The sequence below is a fragment of the Bradyrhizobium sp. genome (genome assembly GCF_004799405.1).
Lineage (GTDB): Bacteria > Pseudomonadota > Alphaproteobacteria > Rhizobiales > Xanthobacteraceae > Bradyrhizobium.
On the sequence record NZ_SSMW01000130.1, the window covers coordinates 106,569 to 127,679 of the forward strand.

At 57.1% G+C, this 21,111-nt stretch carries 27 protein-coding genes and 2 tRNA genes; 16 read left to right on the forward strand and 13 right to left on the reverse strand.

What is annotated here, in order from left to right:
• Positions 1-69 precede the first annotated feature (69 nt).
• Entirely contained in the window at positions 70-321 is a 252-nt protein-coding gene (locus tag E7813_RS20495) for a hypothetical protein (RefSeq protein ID WP_291577011.1), read from the forward strand.
• Between the two features lie 3 nt (positions 322-324).
• Here E7813_RS20495 and E7813_RS20500 read toward each other — a convergent pair whose 3' ends face one another.
• The 6 genes from E7813_RS20500 to E7813_RS20525 form a co-directional block, all read right to left on the reverse strand.
• Positions 325-897, reverse strand: coding sequence for an HdeD family acid-resistance protein (locus E7813_RS20500; RefSeq protein WP_291577012.1), 573 nt, complete (start codon positions 895-897; stop codon positions 325-327).
• A 67-nt stretch (positions 898-964) separates the two neighbouring features.
• Complete coding sequence (locus E7813_RS20505; RefSeq protein ID WP_291577014.1) at positions 965-1,996, reverse strand: PrsW family glutamic-type intramembrane protease; 1,032 nt, start codon at positions 1,994-1,996, stop codon at positions 965-967.
• 110 nt (positions 1,997-2,106) lie between these two features.
• Positions 2,107-2,373: a hypothetical protein gene (locus tag E7813_RS20510; protein ID WP_291577016.1), complete on the reverse strand. Its 267-nt coding sequence runs from the start codon at positions 2,371-2,373 to the stop codon at positions 2,107-2,109.
• Between the two features lie 117 nt (positions 2,374-2,490).
• On the reverse strand, positions 2,491-3,723 hold the full coding sequence (locus E7813_RS20515; protein WP_291577018.1) for a Zn-dependent hydrolase: 1,233 nt from the start codon (positions 3,721-3,723) through the stop codon (positions 2,491-2,493).
• Between the two features lie 18 nt (positions 3,724-3,741).
• Entirely contained in the window at positions 3,742-4,125 is a 384-nt protein-coding gene (locus tag E7813_RS20520; protein WP_291577019.1) for a nuclear transport factor 2 family protein, read from the reverse strand.
• Positions 4,126-4,145: 20 nt separating this feature from the next.
• A tRNA-Glu gene (locus E7813_RS20525) sits at positions 4,146-4,220 on the reverse strand.
• A gap of 318 nt (positions 4,221-4,538) precedes the next feature.
• Here E7813_RS20525 and E7813_RS20530 point away from each other — a divergent pair.
• Entirely contained in the window at positions 4,539-4,793 is a 255-nt protein-coding gene (locus tag E7813_RS20530; protein ID WP_291577020.1) for a PilZ domain-containing protein, read from the forward strand.
• Between the two features lie 31 nt (positions 4,794-4,824).
• Entirely contained in the window at positions 4,825-5,076 is a 252-nt protein-coding gene (locus E7813_RS20535) for a porin (RefSeq protein WP_291577022.1), read from the forward strand.
• Positions 5,077-5,082: 6 nt separating this feature from the next.
• On the opposite strand, the gene E7813_RS20540 is transcribed toward E7813_RS20535, so the two are convergent.
• Both E7813_RS20540 and E7813_RS20545 read right to left on the reverse strand, forming a co-directional pair.
• On the reverse strand, positions 5,083-5,730 hold the full coding sequence (locus E7813_RS20540) for a glutathione S-transferase (protein ID WP_291577024.1): 648 nt from the start codon (positions 5,728-5,730) through the stop codon (positions 5,083-5,085).
• 372 nt (positions 5,731-6,102) lie between these two features.
• Positions 6,103-6,555 (reverse strand): VOC family protein, encoded by a 453-nt coding sequence (locus E7813_RS20545; protein ID WP_291577026.1) that lies wholly within the window; start codon positions 6,553-6,555, stop codon positions 6,103-6,105.
• Positions 6,556-6,746: 191 nt separating this feature from the next.
• Here E7813_RS20545 and E7813_RS20550 point away from each other — a divergent pair, with 191 nt between their 5' ends.
• From E7813_RS20550 to E7813_RS20560, 3 genes are all read left to right on the forward strand, one after another.
• Positions 6,747-6,884, forward strand: coding sequence for a peptide ABC transporter permease (locus tag E7813_RS20550; RefSeq protein ID WP_291577028.1), 138 nt, complete (start codon positions 6,747-6,749; stop codon positions 6,882-6,884).
• A 74-nt stretch (positions 6,885-6,958) separates the two neighbouring features.
• Positions 6,959-7,252 (forward strand): hypothetical protein, encoded by a 294-nt coding sequence (locus E7813_RS20555; RefSeq protein ID WP_291577030.1) that lies wholly within the window; start codon positions 6,959-6,961, stop codon positions 7,250-7,252.
• 87 nt (positions 7,253-7,339) lie between these two features.
• On the forward strand, positions 7,340-7,579 hold the full coding sequence (locus E7813_RS20560) for a hypothetical protein (RefSeq protein WP_291577032.1): 240 nt from the start codon (positions 7,340-7,342) through the stop codon (positions 7,577-7,579).
• Positions 7,580-7,615: 36 nt separating this feature from the next.
• Here the strand turns inward: E7813_RS20560 and E7813_RS20565 are convergent, their stop codons facing one another.
• Positions 7,616-7,783, reverse strand: a complete 168-nt coding sequence (locus E7813_RS20565; protein ID WP_291577035.1) for a hypothetical protein — start codon at positions 7,781-7,783, stop codon at positions 7,616-7,618.
• Positions 7,784-7,960: 177 nt separating this feature from the next.
• Here E7813_RS20565 and E7813_RS20570 point away from each other — a divergent pair, with 177 nt between their 5' ends.
• The 10 genes from E7813_RS20570 (at position 7,961) to E7813_RS20615 (ending at position 16,701) form a co-directional block, all read left to right on the forward strand.
• On the forward strand, positions 7,961-8,722 hold the full coding sequence (locus E7813_RS20570; RefSeq protein ID WP_291577037.1) for a Sir2 family NAD-dependent protein deacetylase: 762 nt from the start codon (positions 7,961-7,963) through the stop codon (positions 8,720-8,722).
• A gap of 200 nt (positions 8,723-8,922) precedes the next feature.
• On the forward strand, positions 8,923-9,585 hold the full coding sequence (locus E7813_RS20575) for a cold-shock protein (protein ID WP_291577039.1): 663 nt from the start codon (positions 8,923-8,925) through the stop codon (positions 9,583-9,585).
• A gap of 203 nt (positions 9,586-9,788) precedes the next feature.
• Complete coding sequence (locus tag E7813_RS20580) at positions 9,789-10,226, forward strand: DUF192 domain-containing protein (protein WP_291577041.1); 438 nt, start codon at positions 9,789-9,791, stop codon at positions 10,224-10,226.
• 62 nt (positions 10,227-10,288) lie between these two features.
• Positions 10,289-10,365: transfer RNA gene (locus E7813_RS20585), tRNA-Pro, on the forward strand.
• A 122-nt stretch (positions 10,366-10,487) separates the two neighbouring features.
• Complete coding sequence (locus E7813_RS20590; protein ID WP_291577046.1) at positions 10,488-11,174, forward strand: hypothetical protein; 687 nt, start codon at positions 10,488-10,490, stop codon at positions 11,172-11,174.
• A 103-nt stretch (positions 11,175-11,277) separates the two neighbouring features.
• The gene (locus tag E7813_RS20595; protein ID WP_291577047.1) at positions 11,278-11,529 is read left to right on the forward strand and encodes a DNA-binding protein; all 252 of its coding nucleotides are present in this window, start codon (positions 11,278-11,280) and stop codon (positions 11,527-11,529) included.
• Between the two features lie 11 nt (positions 11,530-11,540).
• Entirely contained in the window at positions 11,541-12,413 is an 873-nt protein-coding gene (locus E7813_RS20600; RefSeq protein ID WP_291577048.1) for a toprim domain-containing protein, read from the forward strand.
• Complete coding sequence (locus E7813_RS20605; RefSeq protein WP_291577049.1) at positions 12,406-13,674, forward strand: virulence-associated E family protein; 1,269 nt, start codon at positions 12,406-12,408, stop codon at positions 13,672-13,674. Before E7813_RS20600 ends, E7813_RS20605 begins: the two co-directional genes overlap by 8 nt.
• Before the next feature lie 636 nt (positions 13,675-14,310).
• Complete coding sequence (locus E7813_RS20610; RefSeq protein WP_291577050.1) at positions 14,311-15,474, forward strand: HNH endonuclease signature motif containing protein; 1,164 nt, start codon at positions 14,311-14,313, stop codon at positions 15,472-15,474.
• Positions 15,475-15,753: 279 nt separating this feature from the next.
• Positions 15,754-16,701, forward strand: coding sequence for a Gfo/Idh/MocA family oxidoreductase (locus tag E7813_RS20615; RefSeq protein WP_291577051.1), 948 nt, complete (start codon positions 15,754-15,756; stop codon positions 16,699-16,701).
• Between the two features lie 5 nt (positions 16,702-16,706).
• Here the strand turns inward: E7813_RS20615 and E7813_RS20620 are convergent, their stop codons facing one another.
• Genes E7813_RS20620 through E7813_RS20630 form a run of 4 tightly spaced genes read right to left on the reverse strand, consistent with a single transcriptional unit; the run spans position 16,707 to position 21,088 of the window.
• Positions 16,707-17,462: a cupin-like domain-containing protein gene (locus E7813_RS20620; RefSeq protein ID WP_291577052.1), complete on the reverse strand. Its 756-nt coding sequence runs from the start codon at positions 17,460-17,462 to the stop codon at positions 16,707-16,709.
• Positions 17,459-18,511: a class I SAM-dependent methyltransferase gene (locus E7813_RS26225; RefSeq protein WP_363331197.1), complete on the reverse strand. Its 1,053-nt coding sequence runs from the start codon at positions 18,509-18,511 to the stop codon at positions 17,459-17,461. The genes E7813_RS20620 and E7813_RS26225 overlap by 4 nt, the downstream gene beginning before the upstream one ends.
• The gene (locus tag E7813_RS20625) at positions 18,504-19,919 is read right to left on the reverse strand and encodes a TfuA-like protein (protein ID WP_291577053.1); all 1,416 of its coding nucleotides are present in this window, start codon (positions 19,917-19,919) and stop codon (positions 18,504-18,506) included. The genes E7813_RS26225 and E7813_RS20625 overlap by 8 nt, the downstream gene beginning before the upstream one ends.
• Positions 19,919-21,088 (reverse strand): YcaO-like family protein, encoded by a 1,170-nt coding sequence (locus tag E7813_RS20630; protein ID WP_291577054.1) that lies wholly within the window; start codon positions 21,086-21,088, stop codon positions 19,919-19,921. The genes E7813_RS20625 and E7813_RS20630 overlap by 1 nt, the downstream gene beginning before the upstream one ends.
• Positions 21,089-21,111 lie beyond the last annotated feature (23 nt).

The window sequence follows — 21,111 nt, forward strand, 5'->3', positions numbered from 1 at the left end:
AGCGGAGGAGGGGCGAGAGTCCGGAACCGCCGGAGGCGGGTTGCGTTTCTCTGTTGGTGGAGAACTCAGATGCGAAAGCTGATCGCAGCGGCAGCGCTGGTGCTTTTCAATTCAATGGCGTTGGGGCAAACCGGCGGCATGGGTCCCTCGACCCCCGCTGCAAGCCCGGCCCGCCCCGGTCACGAAGCGCCGGTCGGTCATCGCCAGCCGCGCGCCGATCAGGTGCCTTCCGAGAAAAACCTCAGCGACCCCAACGATCCCGTCAATCGCGAGGACGCCCTTCTCGACCGCAAGCTCAAGAGCATTTGCCGCGGTTGCTAGACTTTAACCCTTGCGGGCTGCGGCCGCCATTCCGATCAACGACGCGCCGCCGAACACCAGGTTGATGCCGACCAGGAGTCCGATCGCCCATTCCGCCGAACCCGGCAACCCCGTGATGATCATGGCCGAGATCAGGATATCCAGCACGCCGGAGAACAGCATCCAGCTCCAGCGTTCGGACAATTCGCGGCGATGCTCCAGCGCATACATGATGGTGGCGACGCCTTCGGCGAGGAAATAGGCGCCGATCACGATGGTGAGGGTAAGGACGCCTTGCGCGGGCCGCGCCAAAAGAATGATGCCGGCGCCAACGGCCAGCACGGCCGAGAGCAGCGACCACCAGAAGCCCGGCATCTGCCGCGCCCAGAACGTCATCACCAGCCCGGCGACGCCGCTGATCAGGAACATCCAGCCAAGGAAAATCGTGAACGCGAGGCCCGCGATCAGCGGCGCGATCATCGCCGCCAGTCCCAAAATCACCAGCAGGATACCTTCGAACAGAAAGGCCTTCCAATGCTCGCGAACGGCGGCGCTCATTTTGGATTGCAGATTGGTGATGTCCTGGGGAAGGGTCATTTGAAATCTCCCGATGCCGGCACGGCGGAAATGACGCGCCAGTATAGCGCGCGCAAACCCCGCGGGGTCAAATTTGTTCGGATGAAAAACCCCGTGGCGCGTTGCGCATCCGGTTGCGGCCGAGGATATAGATCGTGGTGGTGACCACCAGGAGCGCCGAGCCGATCAGGATCGACAGCAGGCCGAGCGGGACCAGAACCAGCGCCGTGTTGCGTTCGGGATTCACCAGCCAGTGATGGATCGACGACAGCACGAAGGCCAAGCCGGCAAATCCCGCGCCGCCGCCCGTCACCAACAGCGCCCACATCCGGCGCAAATGGCTGAGCCGCTCGCGGGCGGTGTCGGTGCGCGGGGCGTGATGGCGGCCGACCCGCCGCACCAGCCTTGCTGCAAATGCGATGGAGCTGAACCCGATCAGCACGCTGACGGTGCCCAGGATGACTCTGGTGGTTGGATCGAGGTCCGGATGTTGTTGCAGCGTCAATAGCGGGAAATCGAAGCCGGAATGGAGCGCCAGCGGCCCCAGCAGGATCAGGGTCCTGCTTGAGATGCGGGCCCAATCGCGGTGGTGCCGGTGGGCGCCAAGGGCGGTACCGGCGCGCGCGATCGCAAGATAGGCGCCGGCAATGACGCCGAGCGAACCGTGGAACGGCACGGTCAGGACGCTGCGCAGCGCCGCCAGCGATTGCCATATCTCCTGATGCTGCACCAGATAGGCCAGGTTTTCGTAGGCCGCAAAGCCGAGGCCTGCTGCCGCGCCATAGACCACGGTGTCCATCGGATCGGCGAAACGCGGACGGCGGGCTGAAACCGCGACGATGACGAGAATTTTGACGATTTCCTCAGGAGCTGCGACCCCGAATACCGAATTCACCACCTGCGTGACCCAGGGATTTTCAGGCGCGTTCAGGATCGGCATGAAGGGCGCGCGTGCCACGCCCAGCAGCGAGATGCTGGCCGCGCCGAGCAGAAACGCGCTCCAGACCTTGACGGGCGGTCCGGGGCGCTCGTCGGCGGCGATCACCAGCCATAACACCATTAGCGCCGGTGCGACCGCCGCGGTGCCGACAACAGTGGGAAGCGAGGCAAGGATATTCATCGTGATGGCAGATATGCCGTTTTTTCGCGTTATCTACCGCTCATAACGCCGATGTGCACGCGCCGCCGGCGGCGGCCTGTCCGGGAACCCGCACCCGGAGCAGCATTTGCTCAGCAGCCGCGGCAGATATTCTTCAGCCTGGCGTTCATCAGGGCGTCTTCGGCGCTGATCGAATCCACGAATTTGTTGCGGTCGACTTTCGCGACGGGCGCCCGCGACGCCGGCTTTGCCGATGATGCAGGAGACGCCGCTTTATCGGCTTTGTCGTAGCAGGCCAGTCTTGCAGTGGAATCCGGGATCGATTTGCATTCCGAGGTCTGGGCGGCCGCAGTCTGCGACAGCGCACAAATCGCGACGAGCAATGCAAAGCGTCTCATTTCAGTTCCTTGTTGGCTGCAGAACCAGGCTTTGAAATGCCGGCGCTCCCGAACGAAGGAAGACTATTCAACAAAATCAACAAGTTTGCCAGCGTTTCCCGACCTTAACGTTAGGGCTTATTTCGCGAGCAGTCTGCGGCAGGCGTCAACGAACACCTCGGCACCCCTGACGATATCGGCATCGGCGGTGTTTTCGGTCCAGTGATGGCTGATGCCGCCGATCGAGGGCACGAACATCATGCCCGCAGGCATGATGGTGGCGAGAACCTGGGCATCGTGACCGGCGGAGCTGGGCATGCGGATCGACTTGCCGCCGGCATAGGCTGTGCTCGCCTCCTCGATGGCCTGCTGGAATCCGGCGTCCATCATGGCGGGAGCGCCGGTGCGAATGCGCTCCACCGTGACATTGCAGCGGCCTTGAGCGCTGAACTCCGCAGCCATGCTCTGCAGTTCCTCCTCCAGCCGGCCGATCACCTCAGGGTCGGCGTCGCGAATCTGGAACAGCATTTCCGCGTGTCCCGGGATGATGCTGGGTGCGCCGGGGTCGAGCGTGATGCGGCCGGTGGTCCACACCGTGCGCGGTCCGCTGAGCTGCGGGAACCGGTCGTCGATGGCGACACAAAACCGGGCCAGCGCCAGCCCCGCATCCTTGCGAACGTCCATCCGGGTCGTTCCGGCATGATTTTGCTCGCCGCTAAAGGTGATGCGGTACTGCCAGATACCGACGATGGAGGTGACGATGCCGATCGCAAGGCCGCCGCTTTCAAGCGTCTGTCCCTGCTCGATATGCGCCTCGAGATATCCGATGTGTCGGCCGCGTTCCGCTGTTACGCGCGCCAGGCCGGCAAGGCCCACCTCGCGCAACGCTTCCCGCATGGTCTGGCCGCTGTTGCGATCGCGTGCCGCGTCGATATCGGCCTCGGTCACCGCGCCGACATAGGACCTGCTGCCGAGGAAACTGCCGAAATGTCCTTCTTCATCGCACCATGACGCCACTTCAACGGCGCCGGCCGCGCTGGCGTCGGGATTGATGACGCGGGCGGCTTCGAGCGCATAGACGACGCCGAGCGGCCCGTCGAGCCAGCCTGCGTAATTCTGGCTTTCGAGATGCGAGCCCGCCAACAGTTTCGGGCCGGGTTTTTCGCTGGTGCCCAGCACGTTGCCGATGCCGTCGATTGTGGCGGCAAGCCCCGCCTCGGCAAGCCGCCGCGCAAGCCACTGCAGCGAGCGCATGTGGGGTTCGGAAAAAGTCGGCTTGTGGACGCCGGTCTTGTAAGTGCCGATGGCGCGCAGCGCATTGAGATCCGAAAGAACCCGGGCTCCGTCGACTTGAAACGGATGGTCAGGCATGGGCCGCGCTCCGCAAGATCAAGACAATATCGGCTTGCGATAAACGTCCTTGGTCGCAAGCTTGCCATCCCTGAATGTATAACTTTCGATGCCGCGCTGCTCGCGCCGTTCGCCGCTGGCGCGCAGCGTCTCGCTGACGCGGAACGTCATGAAGCTCAACTCCACGGCATGATGGTAGGCCACGTCGTGAAAACGCTGGGCTGAAAACAGCGCCTTCTGTTCGGCCAGGTGCCCACGAATGGCGGAGGGGCTTGCGAGCGACTTGGTCACGACAACACCGTCGTGGAAACTCCAGATAAAGTCAGGCGTGACCACCCGGTACAGCGCGTCCATGTCGCCCCTGAACAAAGCGCGCGCGAAATCCCTGAACAGCTCATCTCTTTCTGCAGGTGAAGGAGCCATGGCTATGCACTTGAAGGCGCTGGCGCTCCCTAGCGGAATCGAACCGCTCTCTCCACCGTGAAAGGGTGGCGTCCTAACCGATAGACGAAGGGAGCGAACACGTCAGGCTTGCTGCGACCGGCCGGTCGCGGCACTTCCGTCTCGCAATATTTCACACACAAATATGACCGGCAACTCAACGTCTTGAAGGGTTGTGGAGGCGCCGTGCCGAACCCGAAGATAGTGAGTTGGTATGGGTGGCGGCGGCCGAACGTATAGTGGCGTTTAGGCTGCCGGGCAAGCCGTCGAAAATCCCGTTTTGAGGGGTGGATCGAGCACGGTCCGTGGACCGCAAAACCCCTAAATTCTGCTCGGATCGCAACGGTTTCTAAAGCCCGACCGGGTAGGGATAAGGCAGCTTTGGAGCCACCGATATGGCCGTCACCAAAAAGCGGGATGCCCGCAAATCCGTCCAGCAGCCCGGCTGGATCACCCTTGATGGCGGCTTCGCAGCACGCCCCTGCACGGTGCGGGACATGTCCGCCACCGGCGCCAGGATCACGGTCGACGATCCCAACGCGTTGCCCGGCAGGCTGCGGCTGGCATTTACCCGCGATACCCGGACCGGACGCAACTGCGCCGTGGTCTGGCGCCGCGGCAAGTCGCTGGGCGTCAAATTCGTCCGGTAGCAAAACCAGATCACAAGCGATAAAAGGCCGGATGCGAAACATCCTGCTTGCGATCGCCGTTGCGGCGCTGCCGGCCGCCGCCGCCGCGGCCGAGCCATCCAGCATTCTAAAGCCGGACAAGCCCACCGCCTCGGACAAGCTGCTCCCGATCAAGCAGCCGGGCGCCGGCAATTCCTGCGCGGCGTTCGGTCCGGGTTTCGTCAAACTCGCGGGTTCGGATACCTGCGTGAAGATCGGCGGCGCGGTGAGAATCGATGGCGGCAGCCACGGCGGTTCGCGTTGAGCCGCATCAACTCATCGGCGGCGCGATGAATTGCTGGAATCCCGGACGGCCGGCAAATTCCGCAAACCAGCGCTCGAGATTTGCCAGCCTGGGTTTGCTGACGCCTTCGACTCCGAACCAGCGCCTGGCGTAGGCGCCGAGCGCAATATCGGCGATGCTGAAATCATCGCCTTCGATGAAGCGCCGGGTCGCCACCTGGTTATCGACGATCCGCCATTGCACGGCTTCCGCATCGACATCCTTCTGGATAGCCACCATGTCGCGCTTTTCGACCGGCGTGCGCACCAGCGCCCAGAACACCGGGCGATCGACCGGCTGCATGGTCGAGAGCGTCCAGTCCAGCCAGCGGTCGACGCTGGCTCGCCGTTTCGGCTGTTGCGGATAGATCGGCGAACCCCGTCCGTAGGCCATGACCAGATAGCGCATGATGGAATTGGATTCCCACAGCACGAAATCGCCGTCCACCATGGTCGGCACGCGTCCGTTGGGATTCATCGCGAGATAATCGGGTTCGGTATTCCGGCCGAACGCCATGCCGGCATCGATGCGCTCATAGGTGAGATCGAGCTCGCGCAGGCACCACAGCACCTTCTGCACGTTGACCGAATTGGCCCGGCCCCAGATCTTCAGCTGATTTTGAGTGTCGTTCGGCACGCGCTTTCACTCCCGATGATCCGTTCTCACGGTTCATATCGGAATATCAGCCAACTTAAAAACGATTCATTTTCGCGTGATGCCCGGTTCGCGTAATGGCCGGCACCGTCCCGCCCATCCACGCCTTCGGCTTGCCTGACTACATTAAAAAAAACGTGGATGCCCGGCACGTGGCCGGGCATGACGAGCTCTGCGAATTGCGATCGGCAACGATCAGCGGCCGAAGAACAACCACAACAGGATAATCACCGGTATCGGCACGCCCAAAAGCCAGAGCAAAATTCCTCGTCCCATCTCAACCTCCATAAACTGCCCGTGCATGGAGAACGCGAGGAGGGACGATGGGTTCCGGCAATGGAAACTGAAAATGCCTCACCAGTGTCCGGTGTTGGGCATCGACGACCATGGCTCGGCCGCAGGCTTGGCTTCGCCCTTCTGCAACAGTTCGATCGAATGCAGGTCGGGCGAGCGCACGAACGCCATCATGCCGTCGCGCGGCGGCCGGTTGATCGTGACGCCCATTTTCATCAGCCGGTCGCAGGTCGCGTAGATGTCGTCGACCTCATAGGCGAGATGACCGAAATAACGATCCTCGCCGTATTTCTCTTCGTCCCAGTTGTAGGTCAGTTCGACCAGCGGCGCGCCGCGAGTCTTGGGCAGGTTCTTCAGCAGGGCTTCGTCCTCGGCCGCGCACAAAAACACCAGCGTGAATTTCGCCTTTTCATTGTCGATGCGCCGGACCTCCTTCAATCCCAGAGCATCCCGGTAGAATTTCAGCGCGACATCGAGATTGCGGACGCGCAGCATGGTGTGGAGGTAGCGCATGGTTGTTGTCTCCCTGAAAGCTTTTCGCGGATTTGAATTCGGCTAGGACGGGACGGAGCGTTCAATAGCAGTAAAATGTGGGCGAGGGCAGGGGCGTTGCGCCCGTCGGGATCGGGGATTTTTCAGCGGCCGCAGTGCGTCCCGCCGGAACCCGCCGCGCTTCTCGGCCTTTAATGACCAGGAGGTGTCCCATGGCTGAAAAACCCTATCCCGCTGAAAAAGCGCGGGGCGGCGAAATCATTCTGAACACGCCGGCGCGCCGCGCGATCTTCCTGTCAGGTTTGATCGGCGCGGTGGTTCTGGTGCTCATTCTGGCGATGGTTCGCTGACCAAACCCCGGTTCCCGCGGCAACTTTTGTAAAACACCAGCGTTATCCCGCCAGCCGCTATGGAGGAGATGCGCATGAGAAAAGCATTGGCAATTATGGCCGTGGTCGCCGCTGTCGGCGCAACCGCCGTAACCGCGCCTGCGCAAGCGCGCGGCTGGGGCTGGGGGCCGGGTATTGGTCTCGGCATCGCAGCCGGCGCGCTGACGGCGGGAGCCCTTGGCGCTTACGGACCCTACGGCTATTACGGGCCGTATCCGTATTACGGATATTACGGACCGCGCTATTACGGGCCGGCCTATTACGGACCCGGACCGTACGCCTATTACGGCGGACCGTATTACCGGCATCGCTACTACAGGCATTGGTAACAAGAAGAAGCCCGGAGCGTTCCTCCGGGCTTTTTCCTGAGCGGCATAGCGGCTAAGCAGGTGGCGAAACCAGTGTTGGGGAAAATGATGGCCAAGGACGACAAGACCAAAACCGCTCCGCCGAAAAAAGAATCCGTTATCGAGAGCAAAACAGCCGAAGCCGCGCCCAAGACGGAGGCACTGAAGACAGAAGGCGTGAAGGCCGAAGCGGTGAAGACGGACGCGGCGCCAAAGAAGCAAGGCATGGGCGAAGGGCAGAAGCCGGTAACCAAGGCCTACAAGGATAACTGGAATGCGATTTTCGCAAAGAAAAAGAAGAAGCGGTGATTGTCGTCATTGCGTAGCGAGGCGATGGCGATCCCGCTAACCCCAATGCCGCCTGCGCTCATATCCGTTTCGGGCATTTTCCAGCGTGGTGGCAAAATATTCCTCGCGCTCGCGTTCGAATTTTTCCTGCGTGGCCCTGAAGTTCGCCACGCGCCTGGTGATTTCTTCGCGCTCGCGCGCGAGCCGGTCCCTTTGTTCGCTCATGCCCATCCCTTTTGAGTCGTGTCCCGTGCCCATTGGCGTCCGGGATTGGGGCGCGAATTGGGACATGGCGTTGCAGGATTATGATTGGGGGTTCGCGGTGGATAAATCGTCGCCGTCCTTGTGACGGATGCGCCTTCCGGGCTGTTATCGGTGCGGCCAACCCTTCGGATCATCCCGATGATCGCGACAGATCTTCGCAGCGGCGTGGAACGGCTCGGCGACCTGATCGCCGAGGCGAAGACCATTGTGCCCTTCACCGGTGCGGGCATCTCGACCGAATGCGGCATTCCCGATTTCCGCTCGCCCGGCGGATTATGGACCCGCAACCGGCCGATCCCGTTCGAGGAATTCGTCGCCAGCCAGGACGCCCGGGACGAATCCTGGCGGCGGCGCTTTGCGATGGAGCCGACATTCGCCGCCGCCAGGCCGGGGCGCGGCCACCGCGCGCTGGCTTCGCTGTACAGGGCCGGCAAGATTCCGGCGATCATCACCCAGAACATTGACAATCTGCATCAGGCATCAGGTTTTGCCACCGATCACGTGATCGAGCTGCACGGCAATACCACCTATGCCCGCTGCATCGGCTGTGGGCAGGCTTACGATCTTCCCTGGGTCAGGCAACGCTTCGACGAGGCCGGTGCCGCCCCCGACTGTACGGTGTGCGACGAACCGGTGAAGACCGCGACCATCTCGTTCGGGCAGGCGATGCCGGAAGACGCGATGCGCCGCGCCGGCGAACTTGCCCGGCATTGCGATCTGTTTTTGGCAATCGGCTCGTCTTTGGTGGTTTGGCCGGCCGCCGGCTTTCCGCTTCTGGCCAAAAACGGCGGCGCCAGGCTGGTCATTATCAATAATGAGCCGACCGAACAGGACGATATCGCCGATCTGGTAATCCGTTACGACATCGGGGAAACGCTTGGACCGTTCGTGGGCAATTGATGCCCAAATGATTCGCGGACGCGCAAGGTTGTTCATAGGTCGGGGCAAAAATGTTTTTTGTCTATGCGCGGCAAGCGGGAGTGTTATCTTTTGATTCGAGAGATTCGCGTGGCGTCATCATGAATCGTCATGGATGGGCGCGTGTATCGGTGCCGTCGCGTGAGATGGCGGGCCGTTGATGATGTGTAGGATCCGGGGTCATGGGGTCGGACGGATTTGAGTCCAAGAAGCTCGGAGGCTCGGCGCCAGGCGGCGCGGGACCTAACCGGCTTGGGCCAGGCGAATTTTCGGTCGGTGCCGAGCGTGATCCGGCGATCGACGCGCTGTCGGGCCTGGGCGAGGCCGCCAACCTTGTCGAAATCGCCGGTGTCATCAAATGGTTCGACGCATCAAAGGGCTACGGCTTTATCGTTCCCGATAGTGGCTGGCCGGACGTACTGTTGCATGTCACGGTGCTGCGGCGTGACGGCTACCAGACGGCCTACGAAGGCGCACGGCTGGTCTGCGAATGCGTGCAGCGCGCCAAGGGCTATCAGGCGTTCCGGATCCTTTCGATGGATGAATCCACTGCGATCCATCCGGCGCAAATGCTGCCGCCGCGGACCCATGTCAGCGTGACCCCGACCAGCGGCCTGGAGCGGGCGCAGGTCAAGTGGTTCAACCGGCTTCGCGGCTTCGGCTTCCTGACCTGCGGCGAGGGCACACCGGACATTTTCGTGCATATGGAAACGTTGCGCCGCTTCGGGATGACCGAGTTGCGCCCCGGCCAATACGTGCTGGTTCGGTTCGGGCCCGGTTCCAAGGGCATGATGGCCGCCGAAATTCAGCCGGAGACCGGCTCGCCCGGGCTGTCGTCGCACTAGCCGCGCGATCCTTCCACGCCACTTTGCCAAAACCACTGGCCGGATGATGCCGAAAATGGCATCGCCCGGGCCGGCGGATGTCTGGTATTTGCCACGATCATCGGGCTAGGGTCGGCGCAACGAAATCCTGTGGCTGGCGGCGAGCGTTGTTCATGAATTCATATCGGGGTGTGGGTCGAAATCGCGCAGGCGCACGCGTCTTGATGGCGATTACGGCCGTGGTCGCGCTGTTCGGCCTTGCCGCCGGCGCCCGGGCGGCGACCTTTGAGCCGCTCGAGATCGTCACCAAGACAGGCGTGCAGGTCTTCTCGGTCGAGATCGCAACCACCGAACAGGAGAAGGAGACCGGCCTGATGTACCGCAAGGAATTGGCCGACGGGAAGGGGATGCTGTTCGATTTCTCGCCGGAACAGCAGGTGTCGATGTGGATGAAGAATACCTACATTTCGCTCGACATGATCTTCATTCGGGCCGATGGCCGGATCCTGCGCATTGCCGAAAACACCGAGCCGCTTTCCACCAAAATCATCCCGTCGATGGGGCTGGCCAAGGGCGTACTGGAAGTGATCGCGGGCACTGCGCAAAAATACGGGATCGCGCCCGGCGACCGCGTCGGGCATGCGCTGTTTAATGGCCATTGAGATGGCCGCAGCGCCTTGCTGGTCCAGCCTTAAGCGTGTATCGACCTTGTTTCCCAGACAATCGGGGTATAGCGCAGCCTGGTAGCGCGGCAGTTTTGGGTACTGCAGGTCGTTGGTTCGAATCCAGCTGCCCCGACCAATAAGTACTTGATTATAATGCTATTATTTTTGCAAATCCATTCTTTTCGTGGAATGATTGAGTGAAAATCGGCACCGAGTCGGCACGGATTTACTCATCGATCGGTCGCTGCAGCCGACACCATGGATGAACAAGAGAACCCCCCGCCTGATTCACCAGAAGCGCAGGCTATCGATCGCTTCTTTGCGGCTGCCGAGGACGGTGACGAAGATGGCGCGGCTGAAGCCCTTCGTGGGGCTGGAAGCTTGTCAGGCTTTGCACTCACTTTCCTAGCTGAGCTCCTCGATCCTGCGGTGGGACCGGGAAAGTTGCCTTGGCGGTTGCGGTTGGTGAAGGTCACAAAAGGCAGACCCCGAAAAACTCAGGTTAAAAGCTTGGGCGAGCCGCCCAGCCCATTCCTTCGCGAAATCTCCGGTGGGAGCGCCAAAAAGGCTGCGAAGTCTCTTGGAGCGCGCAAGAAACTATCGGGTTCCGAACTGAAGTTGCTGGCCGAGCTCCTCGACCGAAATGCTCCGTTGCACAAAGGCTATTCGTTTCGATTGCGATTCGTCGCGAACAAGACTGGAAGACCCATCAACAAGTTAGAGAAGCGCGTAAATGACTTTTACTGGCGGCGGATTCTCTTGGCTGCGTCTGCAAAAAAGCAAAAAAGCCTAAAGGGAAAGGTCCAGGAGGTGATCAAGATTTTAGAGGCTAGAAAGAAAGATTTTCTGGCTGCGGGCAAAAAACCCAAGGCTTTGCCGTCACACTCAACAGTGAGAAACATTATGGAAAGGCTCGGCTTTTTGCCGCCGGGTAAGAAAAAATAATCGCAACTTATTTAACGCCTTTGTTTACACTATCGCACCGGGTTGTCGTAGCTGTCTCCGCACAACACCATTTTTCATTGGCGTTGATGGTGCGGAGGATCCCATGCAGCTTACCAAACTCAATGTCATTGAAGCTGCGACGTCGTTAGGGGTCAGCAAGAGCTGGCTCGACAAGACCCGAGTTTATGGGGGAGGGCCTGAATATCACAAGTTCGGCCGGAGAGTGCTCTACGATGTGAATGATTTGCAAAATTGGGCAACTCGCAATAAGCGTCGCCATACTTCAGAGCCGGCCCCGCATGCGCCGGTGGTCGCCTTCGCCAAAGCGGCCTCCGACCCTGAGTCAAAGAAATGACGGGGGGTGAGTTGGCGATAGCCCTCGGCGGGTCGCGCAACGGGAAGTGGTACAATATTCCCGGTCCGGGGCACAGTAGTGCGGATCGCTCACTCGGATTCTGCTTTGATCCGCTCCAGCCTTCTGGAATTGGGATCTTCAGTCTCGCAGGTGACGATCCGGCCACTTGCCGCAAGCACGTCATAAACAAGCTGACCCTCCTGGGCAGCGGAGTGTTGCCGGTCATTGAGCTGAAGGCCCATGAGGCCTCTGATCATGCCGCCACCACCGCCAAGGCATTGGCGATCTGGCATGCGGCCGTGGCCGTGGCCGGAAGCCCAGCTGAAAGCTACCTCGCCAACCGCGGTTGCTTGCCGGCTTCACCAGCTTGCCTAAACGACATTTTGCGTTTCCATCCGACTTGTCCGATGGGCGCTACGAAGGTTCCCGCAATGGTGTCGATAATGCGAGACGCCTCCACCGGAGAACCCACGGGTATTCATCGTACGGCGCTAGCCGATGATGGATTGGCAAAACGCACGATGCTCAATGGTATGCCCGCAAAAATGATGTTGGGCCCGGCGGCGCAAGCGGTCGTGATGCTTTCTAAACTGGCACCCAGCATGGGGATTGCCGAAGGAATTGAAACCGCTCTTAGCGCCCAAAAGATCTTTGGACTGCCGGTGTGGGCTTGTGGGTCGGCTCGGGGCATCCATCGCTTCCCCGCAATTCACGGTGTGCATCATCTAACAATTTTTGCCGACCACGACGATCCTGGAATCGCCGCTGCTCGCAAGTGCGGAGCACGGCTGCTCAAAGCCGGCATTAAGGGTGGGATAAAATACCCATCAACTCCTGGCGACGATTGGAATTGCTACCTTCAGAAGGGGACACACAATGTCTAATGGCTCGATGAGCGAAGACTCGGTCGTGTTTGTCGACTTTTCGACTATTGCGAATGCCCAACAGGAAATCGGCCCTCATTGGATCGAAAAATGTCTCATGGAGCACGGCAAGCCGGTCAACAACTTGGCGAACGTCCTGATCGCCCTCCGGTTCGATCCAAGGCTTTGTGATGCAATTGCATGGGACGAGATGCAACAGAGACCATTTTTGATGAAGCCCCTCGATGGTGTCGATCATCCGGCTTTCGTTGCTAGGCCGTTGACTGATTATGATGTTAGCAAAATACAAGAAACCCTTCAGGTTGCCGGTTTGAAGACTGTCGGTAAGGATGTCGTTCACAGCGCCGTTGATCAACGGGCCCACGAACGATCGTTTCATCCGGTGCGCGACTATCTCGATGGTCTTGCGTGGGACGGCGTTGAACGCCTTGATAGCTGGCTCACCGACTATTTGGGTGCGGAGCACAGCCCCTACACCGCGGGTGTCGGAAAAATGTTCCTAATTGGCACCGTCGCGAGAATTCTTAAACCCGGATGCAAGGTTGACCATATGCTTGTTCTGGAGGGATCTCAGGGCGCTAAGAAATCCACAGCCTGCGCTATCCTCGGGGGGCCCTGGTTTTCGGACAGCCTCCCGGACGTGAACGCCGGAAAGGATGTCTCGCAGCATTTAGCGGGAAAGTGGGTGATTGAAATCCCTGAAATGTCTGCGATGTCAAAAGGCGAGACGGCACATTTGAAGGCTTTCATCACCAGGACGGTCGAAAAATACAGACCGTCATATGGACGTAAGGAGGTCTCGCAACCTCGTCAGTGCGTGTTCATCGGCACCACGAACAACTCGACATATCTCCGGGACGAGACGGGCGGTCGCCGTTTCTGGCCCGTAAAGATCGGCACCATAGACACCATCGCGCTGTCTGAACAACGCGATCAGCTTTTCGCCGAAGCAGTCAAGTGTTACCTCGAAGGTGAAACATGGCATCCCGATGCAAAGTTCGAGAAGGAAATTATCTTCCCCGAACAAGAAGATCGGTACGAGCCTGACGCATGGGAGGGGCCCATTCGGGACTATCTGCAGGAGAATGCGCCGGAAAAGGTCTATCTCGGCGAGATTTTTCAGCACGCATTAGCGATCGAGGTCACCGGTCGGGATCGCGGCAAGCAGAACCGGGTGACGGCCATCCTGACCCGTTTGCATTGGGGCCGCCTGAAGAAGGATTCAAACGGCAACATTCCGTGGGGGCCTCCCACCGGATGAGACTGACGACACGGACGTAACTTTCAGAGTTTGCGCCCTGACACCTTCACCACACGCGTCTTGCCATTATCGTCCGTACCGTCCGTTCTGACCTGCTAGCCGATCCTAGTACAATCGCGCGCTGGTGGGGTCGGTTTCGATGCTTTGTCCGACCCGTGTCTGAGCAGTTGATCAGACACTAAAACAGACATCGCCAAATTTGAAGAATGCGGCTTGTTTAGTTCAAGGAAAGCAATGAAACTTCAACACGATACGTAGCCGATACTTCCTTTACCTAATGGCCATGATGACCAGGTTTCCGACAAAATTCCTGGACATCCGCTTCCCAGACAAAACCCACTTTTGCAGTCAACTTTAATGCGCTGTAGGTCGTGTCGCAGGTAGTTGTTTGGTTCAAATGGTCGCGAAAGCAAAACCGGGGTTGGCTTAGTAGATCCCGCCTCGCGGTTACCTCTGATAATCTTCCATTATCACCGGTCTCAAATTCAGATTTGCAGTCAACTGCAAACGTCGCCGGCACTCCGATCCGTGCTTTGCAATCAACTGCAAATCTCGTCGGCATCGGTCGGGAGGGCTGATCCCCGGGGCGAACATGGGGTAGGGTAACCTCTCTGATCTTCCTAGGGAGACTTGACCTTGGCGCTTTCCGATCTGACCGCCGCCGCCGTTCGGCAAGCCATTGGCGAATTCGACATCCTTGGACGGGATGCCTTCCTGCAGAAGTACGGATTTGGAAAGTCGCGTGGCTATTTCCTCCAGCTCAACGGCAAACCGTACGACAGTAAGGCCATCGCGGGTGCGGCCCATGGGCATATCCGGAGCGGTCTTGAGCCACTGTCGGCCTCAGAATTCAGCGGAGGTGACAAAACGGTCGCGAAACGCCTACGCGACCTCGGCTTCACCGTCCTCGAACCTTCTGACCTCAAAGCCGTCGGCATCCCGTTCGAAGTGGGAAAGCTCTACCACCGTCAGGGTGATATCCATCAAGTCTTCGGCGGGCAAGAACGCGGCGGCATAGCAACCCCCGACGGCTGTCCATTTGTCTTTTTGTTTACAGGGGAATCCGGCGAGCAATTTGGCTATTCGGATGGTTGGCGGCCTGACGGGGTCTTTGCCTACACAGGCGAGGGCCAAAAAGGCGACATGACATTTGTCCGCGGCAATCGAGCGATCAGAGACCATATGGCCGACGGTCGTGACCTGCTGCTGTTTGAAGCCACCAAGGCCAAGGGCAACTACCGCTTCATGGGGTGTTTCGCGTTTGCGGGATGGGAGGCGATTGAGGCTCCCGATCGTGATGGACAACAACGAAACGCAATCGTCTTTGAGCTCGTTCCGGTTGCCGAGGCTGAGCGCGCCCCGCCGGTGGAGCCGGACGAAGTGGATCTCAAAGGCCGGTCGCTACCAGAGCTCCGCGCGTTGGCTCTTGCGGCGGCCGCGACGCCCAAGGCGCCATCAAAGGAATCACAGCGGACCTTTTACGTTCGCAGTGCCAAGGTGAAGGCGTACGTTCTCAAGCGGGCGAATGGATATTGCGAAGCCTGCAAACAAGCTGCGCCATTCCTTAGAAGAGATGGCAGTCCGTATTTGGAGCCGCACCACATCAAGAGGGTAGCGGATGGTGGCCCCGACCATCCCAAGTCTGTCGGTGCGGTCTGTCCAACCTGTCACCGGATGATTCATCACGGGGAAGGTGGCGCTAAACTCAATACTGATCTCAAGCAATACGTTTTACAGATCGAGCGGGCGCAAGGCGCCTTAGATGTCCGCGAATTAACTGATCGTAATAATCTTGCGTAATCCAAGCTGGAGACGTTTCATTGAGAGGAGTGACCTGGCGCTGCCTTATGCCCCACTTTGGGCGCGAGAAGCGACCATTCCATATACCCGATCCATGCTTTGTGACGAGCGCTGGCAGTCATGCAGGCGCTTCAAAACGGGGGCACAATCACGCTTTCAACGTTTCACAATGTACGAAAATGGATCATTGCTTGGTACGACAGTTTATCGCAAGCAGGCTGAACTGATACGGTAACAGCTCTGGGTGTGTCTCTTCATATTTGTAGAAGGCTCATATCTATGCGACGCAAAATCATTTTGTGTGGAGCCTCGTATGGCCTTGCCTACGTCTCCGCAATCCAACAAGAACCCGCAAGTCTGGAACTTGTTGGGTTGCTTGCGTCTGGTAGAAGCAGTTCTCGAATGTTGGCAAGGGCACTAAAAGTCCCATACTACACGCGTGTGAACGAGATCACCAAACCGGTGCACCTCGCTGTTGTAGCCATTGGCGGACCGGTCGGTGATGAAATCAGTTTGGAGTTTTTGCGTCAGAAAATTCCAGTGCTCCGAGAGCATCCGGTCACGCCATCGTTTTTGCAGCAGGCACAATTATTGGCTCGGGCCAAGGGCACTGTTGTTCATGTGAACCATCATTTCTATGATGTGGAGGCGTCGAATTTGTTCAAGAGAGAGTATCGCCGCTTATTGAAGACGGATAACGTACAGTCGATCGTTGCTAATTTTAATGGCAGGACCTTGTGTTCAGGACTGGATTGTCTAATACGGATCTTTGGTAGATCGCAAAAATCTATACGCGGGCCCCGACTTAAGTTTTTCACACATGCAAATATTACGACCGCTCTTGGACAGCTTAACGGCAAAACAATCCGCATAAACGTCAACTGGTGTGTGGCACGGGCTGATGATGGGCAAGACCTAATGGCTGGACATCAGGTGGATGTGAAGTTTCGAAAAGCGGTGCTCGCGATTGGATCATTGGTGGGGCCGGTGCTAAAAAGCTGGAACTGGGCAAATCGGACCAATTCTCCAAGTTGGCAGATATTGGGCGTAAAGCGAGGGCCGAATCGCAAGGAAATCTCTGGGATTCGTCTGCGCGCAAATTGCATAGCGATTAGACGCATCGTTCAGCATCAAGACACCGGAGTAATTCCCGACGGCCAGCAGCCGGAACATCTGCGGCGGGTGGCTAAGCTTTGGTGCTCGTTTTTAGAGCACCGTCCACTTTAGGCAAGTTACGTTTCTAAGCGCCAATAGCTAAAACTCAGGCTGCCGACGATGTATTCAACTTGATGCCACCAATAAGGTGGTACATATAAGAGATCCCCAGGGTACATAAGGGCTCTTAAAAACTCTACTCGTTTGAGTTTAGGAAATTTTCTCAAATCCGCTCGTCGTGCATCGGGGACACTACTGAGAAGATGATTCTGCGAATGAACATACAGATTTGCAGATGCTGATGGTTTAGCAATTGTTACCAGCTTTTTGCCGAAACTAAGTCCCATAAAAACTGGGCATTCGTCTTGATGCAGCGACCATATACGCCCAGAAGGTGCACTCCAAACAGTCGTAAGAGTGCAGCCCATATATTTGCAAATGTTAGGCAAAGGAGCGCATCCGTTCTTAACAATCTTGGCAGCCGGTACGCCGGCGATAGAGTAGACATCTTCAGAATGAGATTCATTGCGTAGTTGTAGAAGAAATCGGCTGAGCTTCATTCGCCGTATGGACATGTGCCTAGCTGGATAGCTGCGAAGATATAGCTCCCTGTTGTGAGTCCATTCATGGATATCAAACTGCCTATCTTTAACATGAACAGAAATGGAGTTGTTCCCATGGCTATCCGCAAGTGTTTCTAAGCTCCAATCCGAAAGGTTCCCATTCTTCGCGAGACCATCACGTATAAGCAAAGGACGTCGTCCGGCCTTCGAAAGGTTCGAAAAATCCTTCAACGACTTGCTTTCGAGAGGTCTTAATGAACTCCAGGTCACGACCGATGTCCTTTGTCGAGCGGCGATCTGCTCAGGTAGTGGCGTGAAAACATTTCGCGGAGAACCCCTAAAGCGTCGTCAGGTGATAGTGATGAGTCGCGGGCCGAAGCAGCCAAGATCTCTTTGATTGTGCGAGAGCCGTCGCACTTGAGTAACAATCTCCATGCGCGCTCGTTCAATAACGTCGGCATGAGGTAGAATGGGAACCCTTGAAGTGTAACGTCTCCTGAGCTGCCGCACCGACCTGTCGCATTTGGGTGAAGGAGTGGCCGCCACCTCAATAGCTCAGAGTGTTTTGTCTGGATAGAATTGACGAGCTCAGTCCCGGCAGCGCGCCGCGCTCGGCGGTACCAAAATTCAGCCCGCATGGAGCTGGGCCGCCTGTCCCTCACAAAACGCTGTGTTAGTTTATGCAGAACTCGTTCGATTGAGGGAATATCGGAAATGTGACGTCCATCACAAACGAAGTCAGCATGTATAAGCAAGCAACCGCCTGGCTTTAGTGAGTCAGCGATCTTCTCTACCAACTGCGGAGCGCGCTTTGTGTGATCCAATACATTTATGCAAAGGGCAGCGTCAAAAGGTGCCCGGGCCGGATGTTCATGAAGCCTCAACCTCAGCTCTTTTGCGGCATATTTTATAAACTCCAGGCAGACAGGGTTGGGGTCGTTGCAAGTCACCGTTGACCCTCGGCACGCTAGAGATATCGCGTACATCCCGCTGCCGCAGCCGACGTCAATAACTCGCCGCAGTCTCAATTTTGTTAGCTCCCGTACCCGAACCGAGACAGTGTCCCACGTGAAAAGCTGCTCAAACAGATTAACGACCAGCCCGTCTACATTCTTTACAAGACGGGGCACGGCTGTCCCCGTTTTACCGGAGACAAACTGACCCAAACGTTGAAATATCTTGTCATCGCGCATCATTATCTCATCGGACAAATATCGGTAGCCTATGGCGATTGCTTTCGAAGGCGACCATGCGCGATATAATTGTCCGGCGCGGGGACCAATGGTAACCGTGCGGCTCACGTTGGAACGACTATTCATTCTTGGTAGCACCAATTAGACTTAGTGCATCGCTTATCCAACAAACCGAATCTTGTACCGGGCTCGCAATTCCCAACAGTTGCATATTGAACCCATCGCACAGGAATAACATGCGGTCATAAGCCTGAAGAAACCGGCGATAGGTCAAAAGATTAAAACGCGCTCGTGATATCCATTTGAAAGTATCATCCGTAGTCTCTAAGCCGAGGCCTTTACGAAATTCGTCAGATAATCGTTCAACTCGTCCAGGTGCGGGATGGAAGCCGTGTTCTATGGCGACCGCGTCAATTGCGGCCCAGATCTTGGCTGCCCAATAGAACGCCGCCGATGGAATTGCGTCTCCCGGAGCGCGTATCCTTGCGGGGTTCGGTGAATGAAGAACAAGGAGGTATTTACGAAATCGATTTACCGTTGGCTTCGTTATTTTATAGGTACGCCGCGTTGTTTCTAGCCATTGTTCAATCTTCTGTAGTCTAGCGGCACGATTTGGATTGACCGCTGAGGTAGGTCCGCTTGAAAGCGAAGAGGCGGCAGCCAAGAGAACGGCCAGCCGTTGAAAAATACCAATGTGCTGTGGCCAATTAGAAAGTGCCCTACTGCTCGCCGCTTCCGAGGCAGGTAATCCAGGAGTGTCAGGTTTGAATGTGCGACAAAGCACGTCTCCCTGTAGCTTTCGTAAAAAGACCGATCGAAAAACTGGTGGGTAGATATGATGGGGTGTTCTGGCATGCTTATCAACAAGTAGCTGCCTCATCAGAGTGTCAGCGTCAATTTGCTTCTGATCGACGTATCCATTTCCTTTGAAATAGGCCGCTATTCCTTCGATCTCGCGTTTATTGCGATGAGCGCCTAAAGCTTCAGGGATCGAATCCGCCAAGTTTCGCTCGGAATAAAACCTCCGCTTGTTAATATCAATGATCGAGCGACATTCTGTGCTCGTCAATAAACCCGACTGCAATGCACGAAAGACACTCGCCCGAATATTCACCATAGGATCGGAGATGCACGAATAGCCCCACGGGGCTTCAACAAATCTTACAGCAACTTCGTCATCGTCTAGTAACAAGCCGTCGCGGTAATCGCTAAAGATGGTGCCGACTCCAATCATCCCGAACGTATGAAGTTCTGCAGCGCGCAATGCTCCCATACTTGAACTCCCATAAACCCGAATGCCATCTTCCATGGCGAGCAGTATTTCTTTGTGCCAAACTGCAGCGTTCTGTTCAAAGACTCCGTCGATTAGCGCGATTGCCTGGGGCCGCAGACGCCGTGCCATAAGAATATCGCCACATTGAGCCGGCGGCATAAGTAATATCGAGGGGCAAATGCGGTGTTTTGGATCCGCCCGCAGGGATGGACCGGCATACACAATGGTCAGCGACGACCCTTCGATTGGCAACTTATCCATTAAATACGATTTCCGCTGAAACTCATTCCTGGAACTAGTACGGTCACGACTGAAATTGGGAGATCATCGCCCGTATGGCTAAATACCGAAATTAAGGGGTAGCCGTTTATGCGCAATTTCTCGACGATCCAATCCAGATCGTCTTGCAAAGTCAAACCACTGAAAGCATCTTGCCGGTTCTTGATGCTTAAACGAGGCGTGGGAAGTTCAACTGCAGGCTGGTTTTTCTCCTGCATGTCTCTGTAGAGGTACGGAAAGACATCCTCCCTACTGCCGCTGATCCAAGTCAGGCGGGCCTGTGCTGCTTCAGTGAGTGCTCGCGATAGGGCCACGGACGTCACGAGGTGTGAGCCTGAGCCGTGGAAACGTCCAAGATTTCGTTCGGCGTCTTGATCGATCAAAACACAACGAAATGTCGGAACACCGAGGCGGCTAGTGATGTCCCAAATTAGGGGCAGCTGCTTTGCTATGCGAAGCCGGGTAAGTAAGTCGCGCAGAAACGGCGTATCAATTGTCTCTGGGTCAACCAAGGTGGCTGCGCGACGTCTCGCCGATAGGAGCGACCAACGAAATTCAGAATCTCGTTCGACCAATTCATATAAGGCGTGCAGCACCGCCTCTACCCAATTGTTGCCTGAGGCGAGACCATTCGTTGATACTTGCAAAATGGCGAATTCTGGATGGGGTGCAGTTGAATCCATGGTCAGCGCGATAAACGGTATCCAAATAGTTTGTCTTCGAATCAACTCGTACCCTTTGACCCATCGCATGGGCGTTTCCATATTCCAAATTTTCCAACGCGGCCCCCGCTCCAGCAGTCTCGGGTCCAGTGCTAGTCGTTTCCGTGTCATTTCCCGGAACGAGAAATAATTAGTCGGCGCCCGAACGGTTTCAGCGTGATATCCTTCGATTGACTCCATGATTGCTGAAATATCTGCTAGTTCCTGGGTAAGTCCTTTGCCTTGCGCAGTAGCTAAATGCCTAGCGTTGGGCCTTATACAAATGGAGGTCGGAATCCCAATCGTGTCTAAACCGGTGACGCGAGCAACACGAGTAATTCCAAATTGTGGAAAAAGAGGCCGGACTGCTGTAAGAGTTTCGGTGGCTGTTCGGGCTCGTACCGTGCCAGTAAGATCGATCTTCTTAAGCGATGAGAGCTTTTTGGCCATGCAGCTAAATTCACCGTGTTGGT

Excerpts from the sequence above, each read along its gene's own strand:
- E7813_RS20550 (WP_291577028.1), top strand. The coding sequence starts at position 6,747 with ATGGCTGAAAAACCCTATCCCGCTGAAAAAGCGCGGGGCGGCGAAATC.
- E7813_RS20495 (WP_291577011.1), top strand. The coding sequence starts at position 70 with ATGCGAAAGCTGATCGCAGCGGCAGCGCTGGTGCTTTTCAATTCAATG.
- E7813_RS20565 (WP_291577035.1), bottom strand. The coding sequence starts at position 7,783 with ATGAGCGAACAAAGGGACCGGCTCGCGCGCGAGCGCGAAGAAATCACC.
- E7813_RS20505 (WP_291577014.1), bottom strand. The coding sequence starts at position 1,996 with ATGAATATCCTTGCCTCGCTTCCCACTGTTGTCGGCACCGCGGCGGTC.
- E7813_RS20595 (WP_291577047.1), top strand. The coding sequence starts at position 11,278 with ATGCAGCTTACCAAACTCAATGTCATTGAAGCTGCGACGTCGTTAGGG.
- E7813_RS26225 (WP_363331197.1), bottom strand. The coding sequence starts at position 18,511 with ATGAATAGTCGTTCCAACGTGAGCCGCACGGTTACCATTGGTCCCCGC.
- E7813_RS20520 (WP_291577019.1), bottom strand. The coding sequence starts at position 4,125 with ATGGCTCCTTCACCTGCAGAAAGAGATGAGCTGTTCAGGGATTTCGCG.
- E7813_RS20580 (WP_291577041.1), top strand. The coding sequence starts at position 9,789 with ATGGCGATTACGGCCGTGGTCGCGCTGTTCGGCCTTGCCGCCGGCGCC.
- E7813_RS20605 (WP_291577049.1), top strand. The coding sequence starts at position 12,406 with ATGTCTAATGGCTCGATGAGCGAAGACTCGGTCGTGTTTGTCGACTTT.
- E7813_RS20590 (WP_291577046.1), top strand. The coding sequence starts at position 10,488 with ATGGATGAACAAGAGAACCCCCCGCCTGATTCACCAGAAGCGCAGGCT.
- E7813_RS20530 (WP_291577020.1), top strand. The coding sequence starts at position 4,539 with ATGGCCGTCACCAAAAAGCGGGATGCCCGCAAATCCGTCCAGCAGCCC.
- E7813_RS20515 (WP_291577018.1), bottom strand. The coding sequence starts at position 3,723 with ATGCCTGACCATCCGTTTCAAGTCGACGGAGCCCGGGTTCTTTCGGAT.
- E7813_RS20570 (WP_291577037.1), top strand. The coding sequence starts at position 7,961 with ATGATCGCGACAGATCTTCGCAGCGGCGTGGAACGGCTCGGCGACCTG.
- E7813_RS20500 (WP_291577012.1), bottom strand. The coding sequence starts at position 897 with ATGACCCTTCCCCAGGACATCACCAATCTGCAATCCAAAATGAGCGCC.
- E7813_RS20625 (WP_291577053.1), bottom strand. The coding sequence starts at position 19,919 with ATGGATAAGTTGCCAATCGAAGGGTCGTCGCTGACCATTGTGTATGCC.
- E7813_RS20560 (WP_291577032.1), top strand. The coding sequence starts at position 7,340 with ATGGCCAAGGACGACAAGACCAAAACCGCTCCGCCGAAAAAAGAATCC.
- E7813_RS20545 (WP_291577026.1), bottom strand. The coding sequence starts at position 6,555 with ATGCGCTACCTCCACACCATGCTGCGCGTCCGCAATCTCGATGTCGCG.
- E7813_RS20630 (WP_291577054.1), bottom strand. The coding sequence starts at position 21,088 with ATGGCCAAAAAGCTCTCATCGCTTAAGAAGATCGATCTTACTGGCACG.
- E7813_RS20510 (WP_291577016.1), bottom strand. The coding sequence starts at position 2,373 with ATGAGACGCTTTGCATTGCTCGTCGCGATTTGTGCGCTGTCGCAGACT.
- E7813_RS20535 (WP_291577022.1), top strand. The coding sequence starts at position 4,825 with ATGCGAAACATCCTGCTTGCGATCGCCGTTGCGGCGCTGCCGGCCGCC.
- E7813_RS20575 (WP_291577039.1), top strand. The coding sequence starts at position 8,923 with ATGGGGTCGGACGGATTTGAGTCCAAGAAGCTCGGAGGCTCGGCGCCA.
- E7813_RS20555 (WP_291577030.1), top strand. The coding sequence starts at position 6,959 with ATGAGAAAAGCATTGGCAATTATGGCCGTGGTCGCCGCTGTCGGCGCA.
- E7813_RS20615 (WP_291577051.1), top strand. The coding sequence starts at position 15,754 with ATGCGACGCAAAATCATTTTGTGTGGAGCCTCGTATGGCCTTGCCTAC.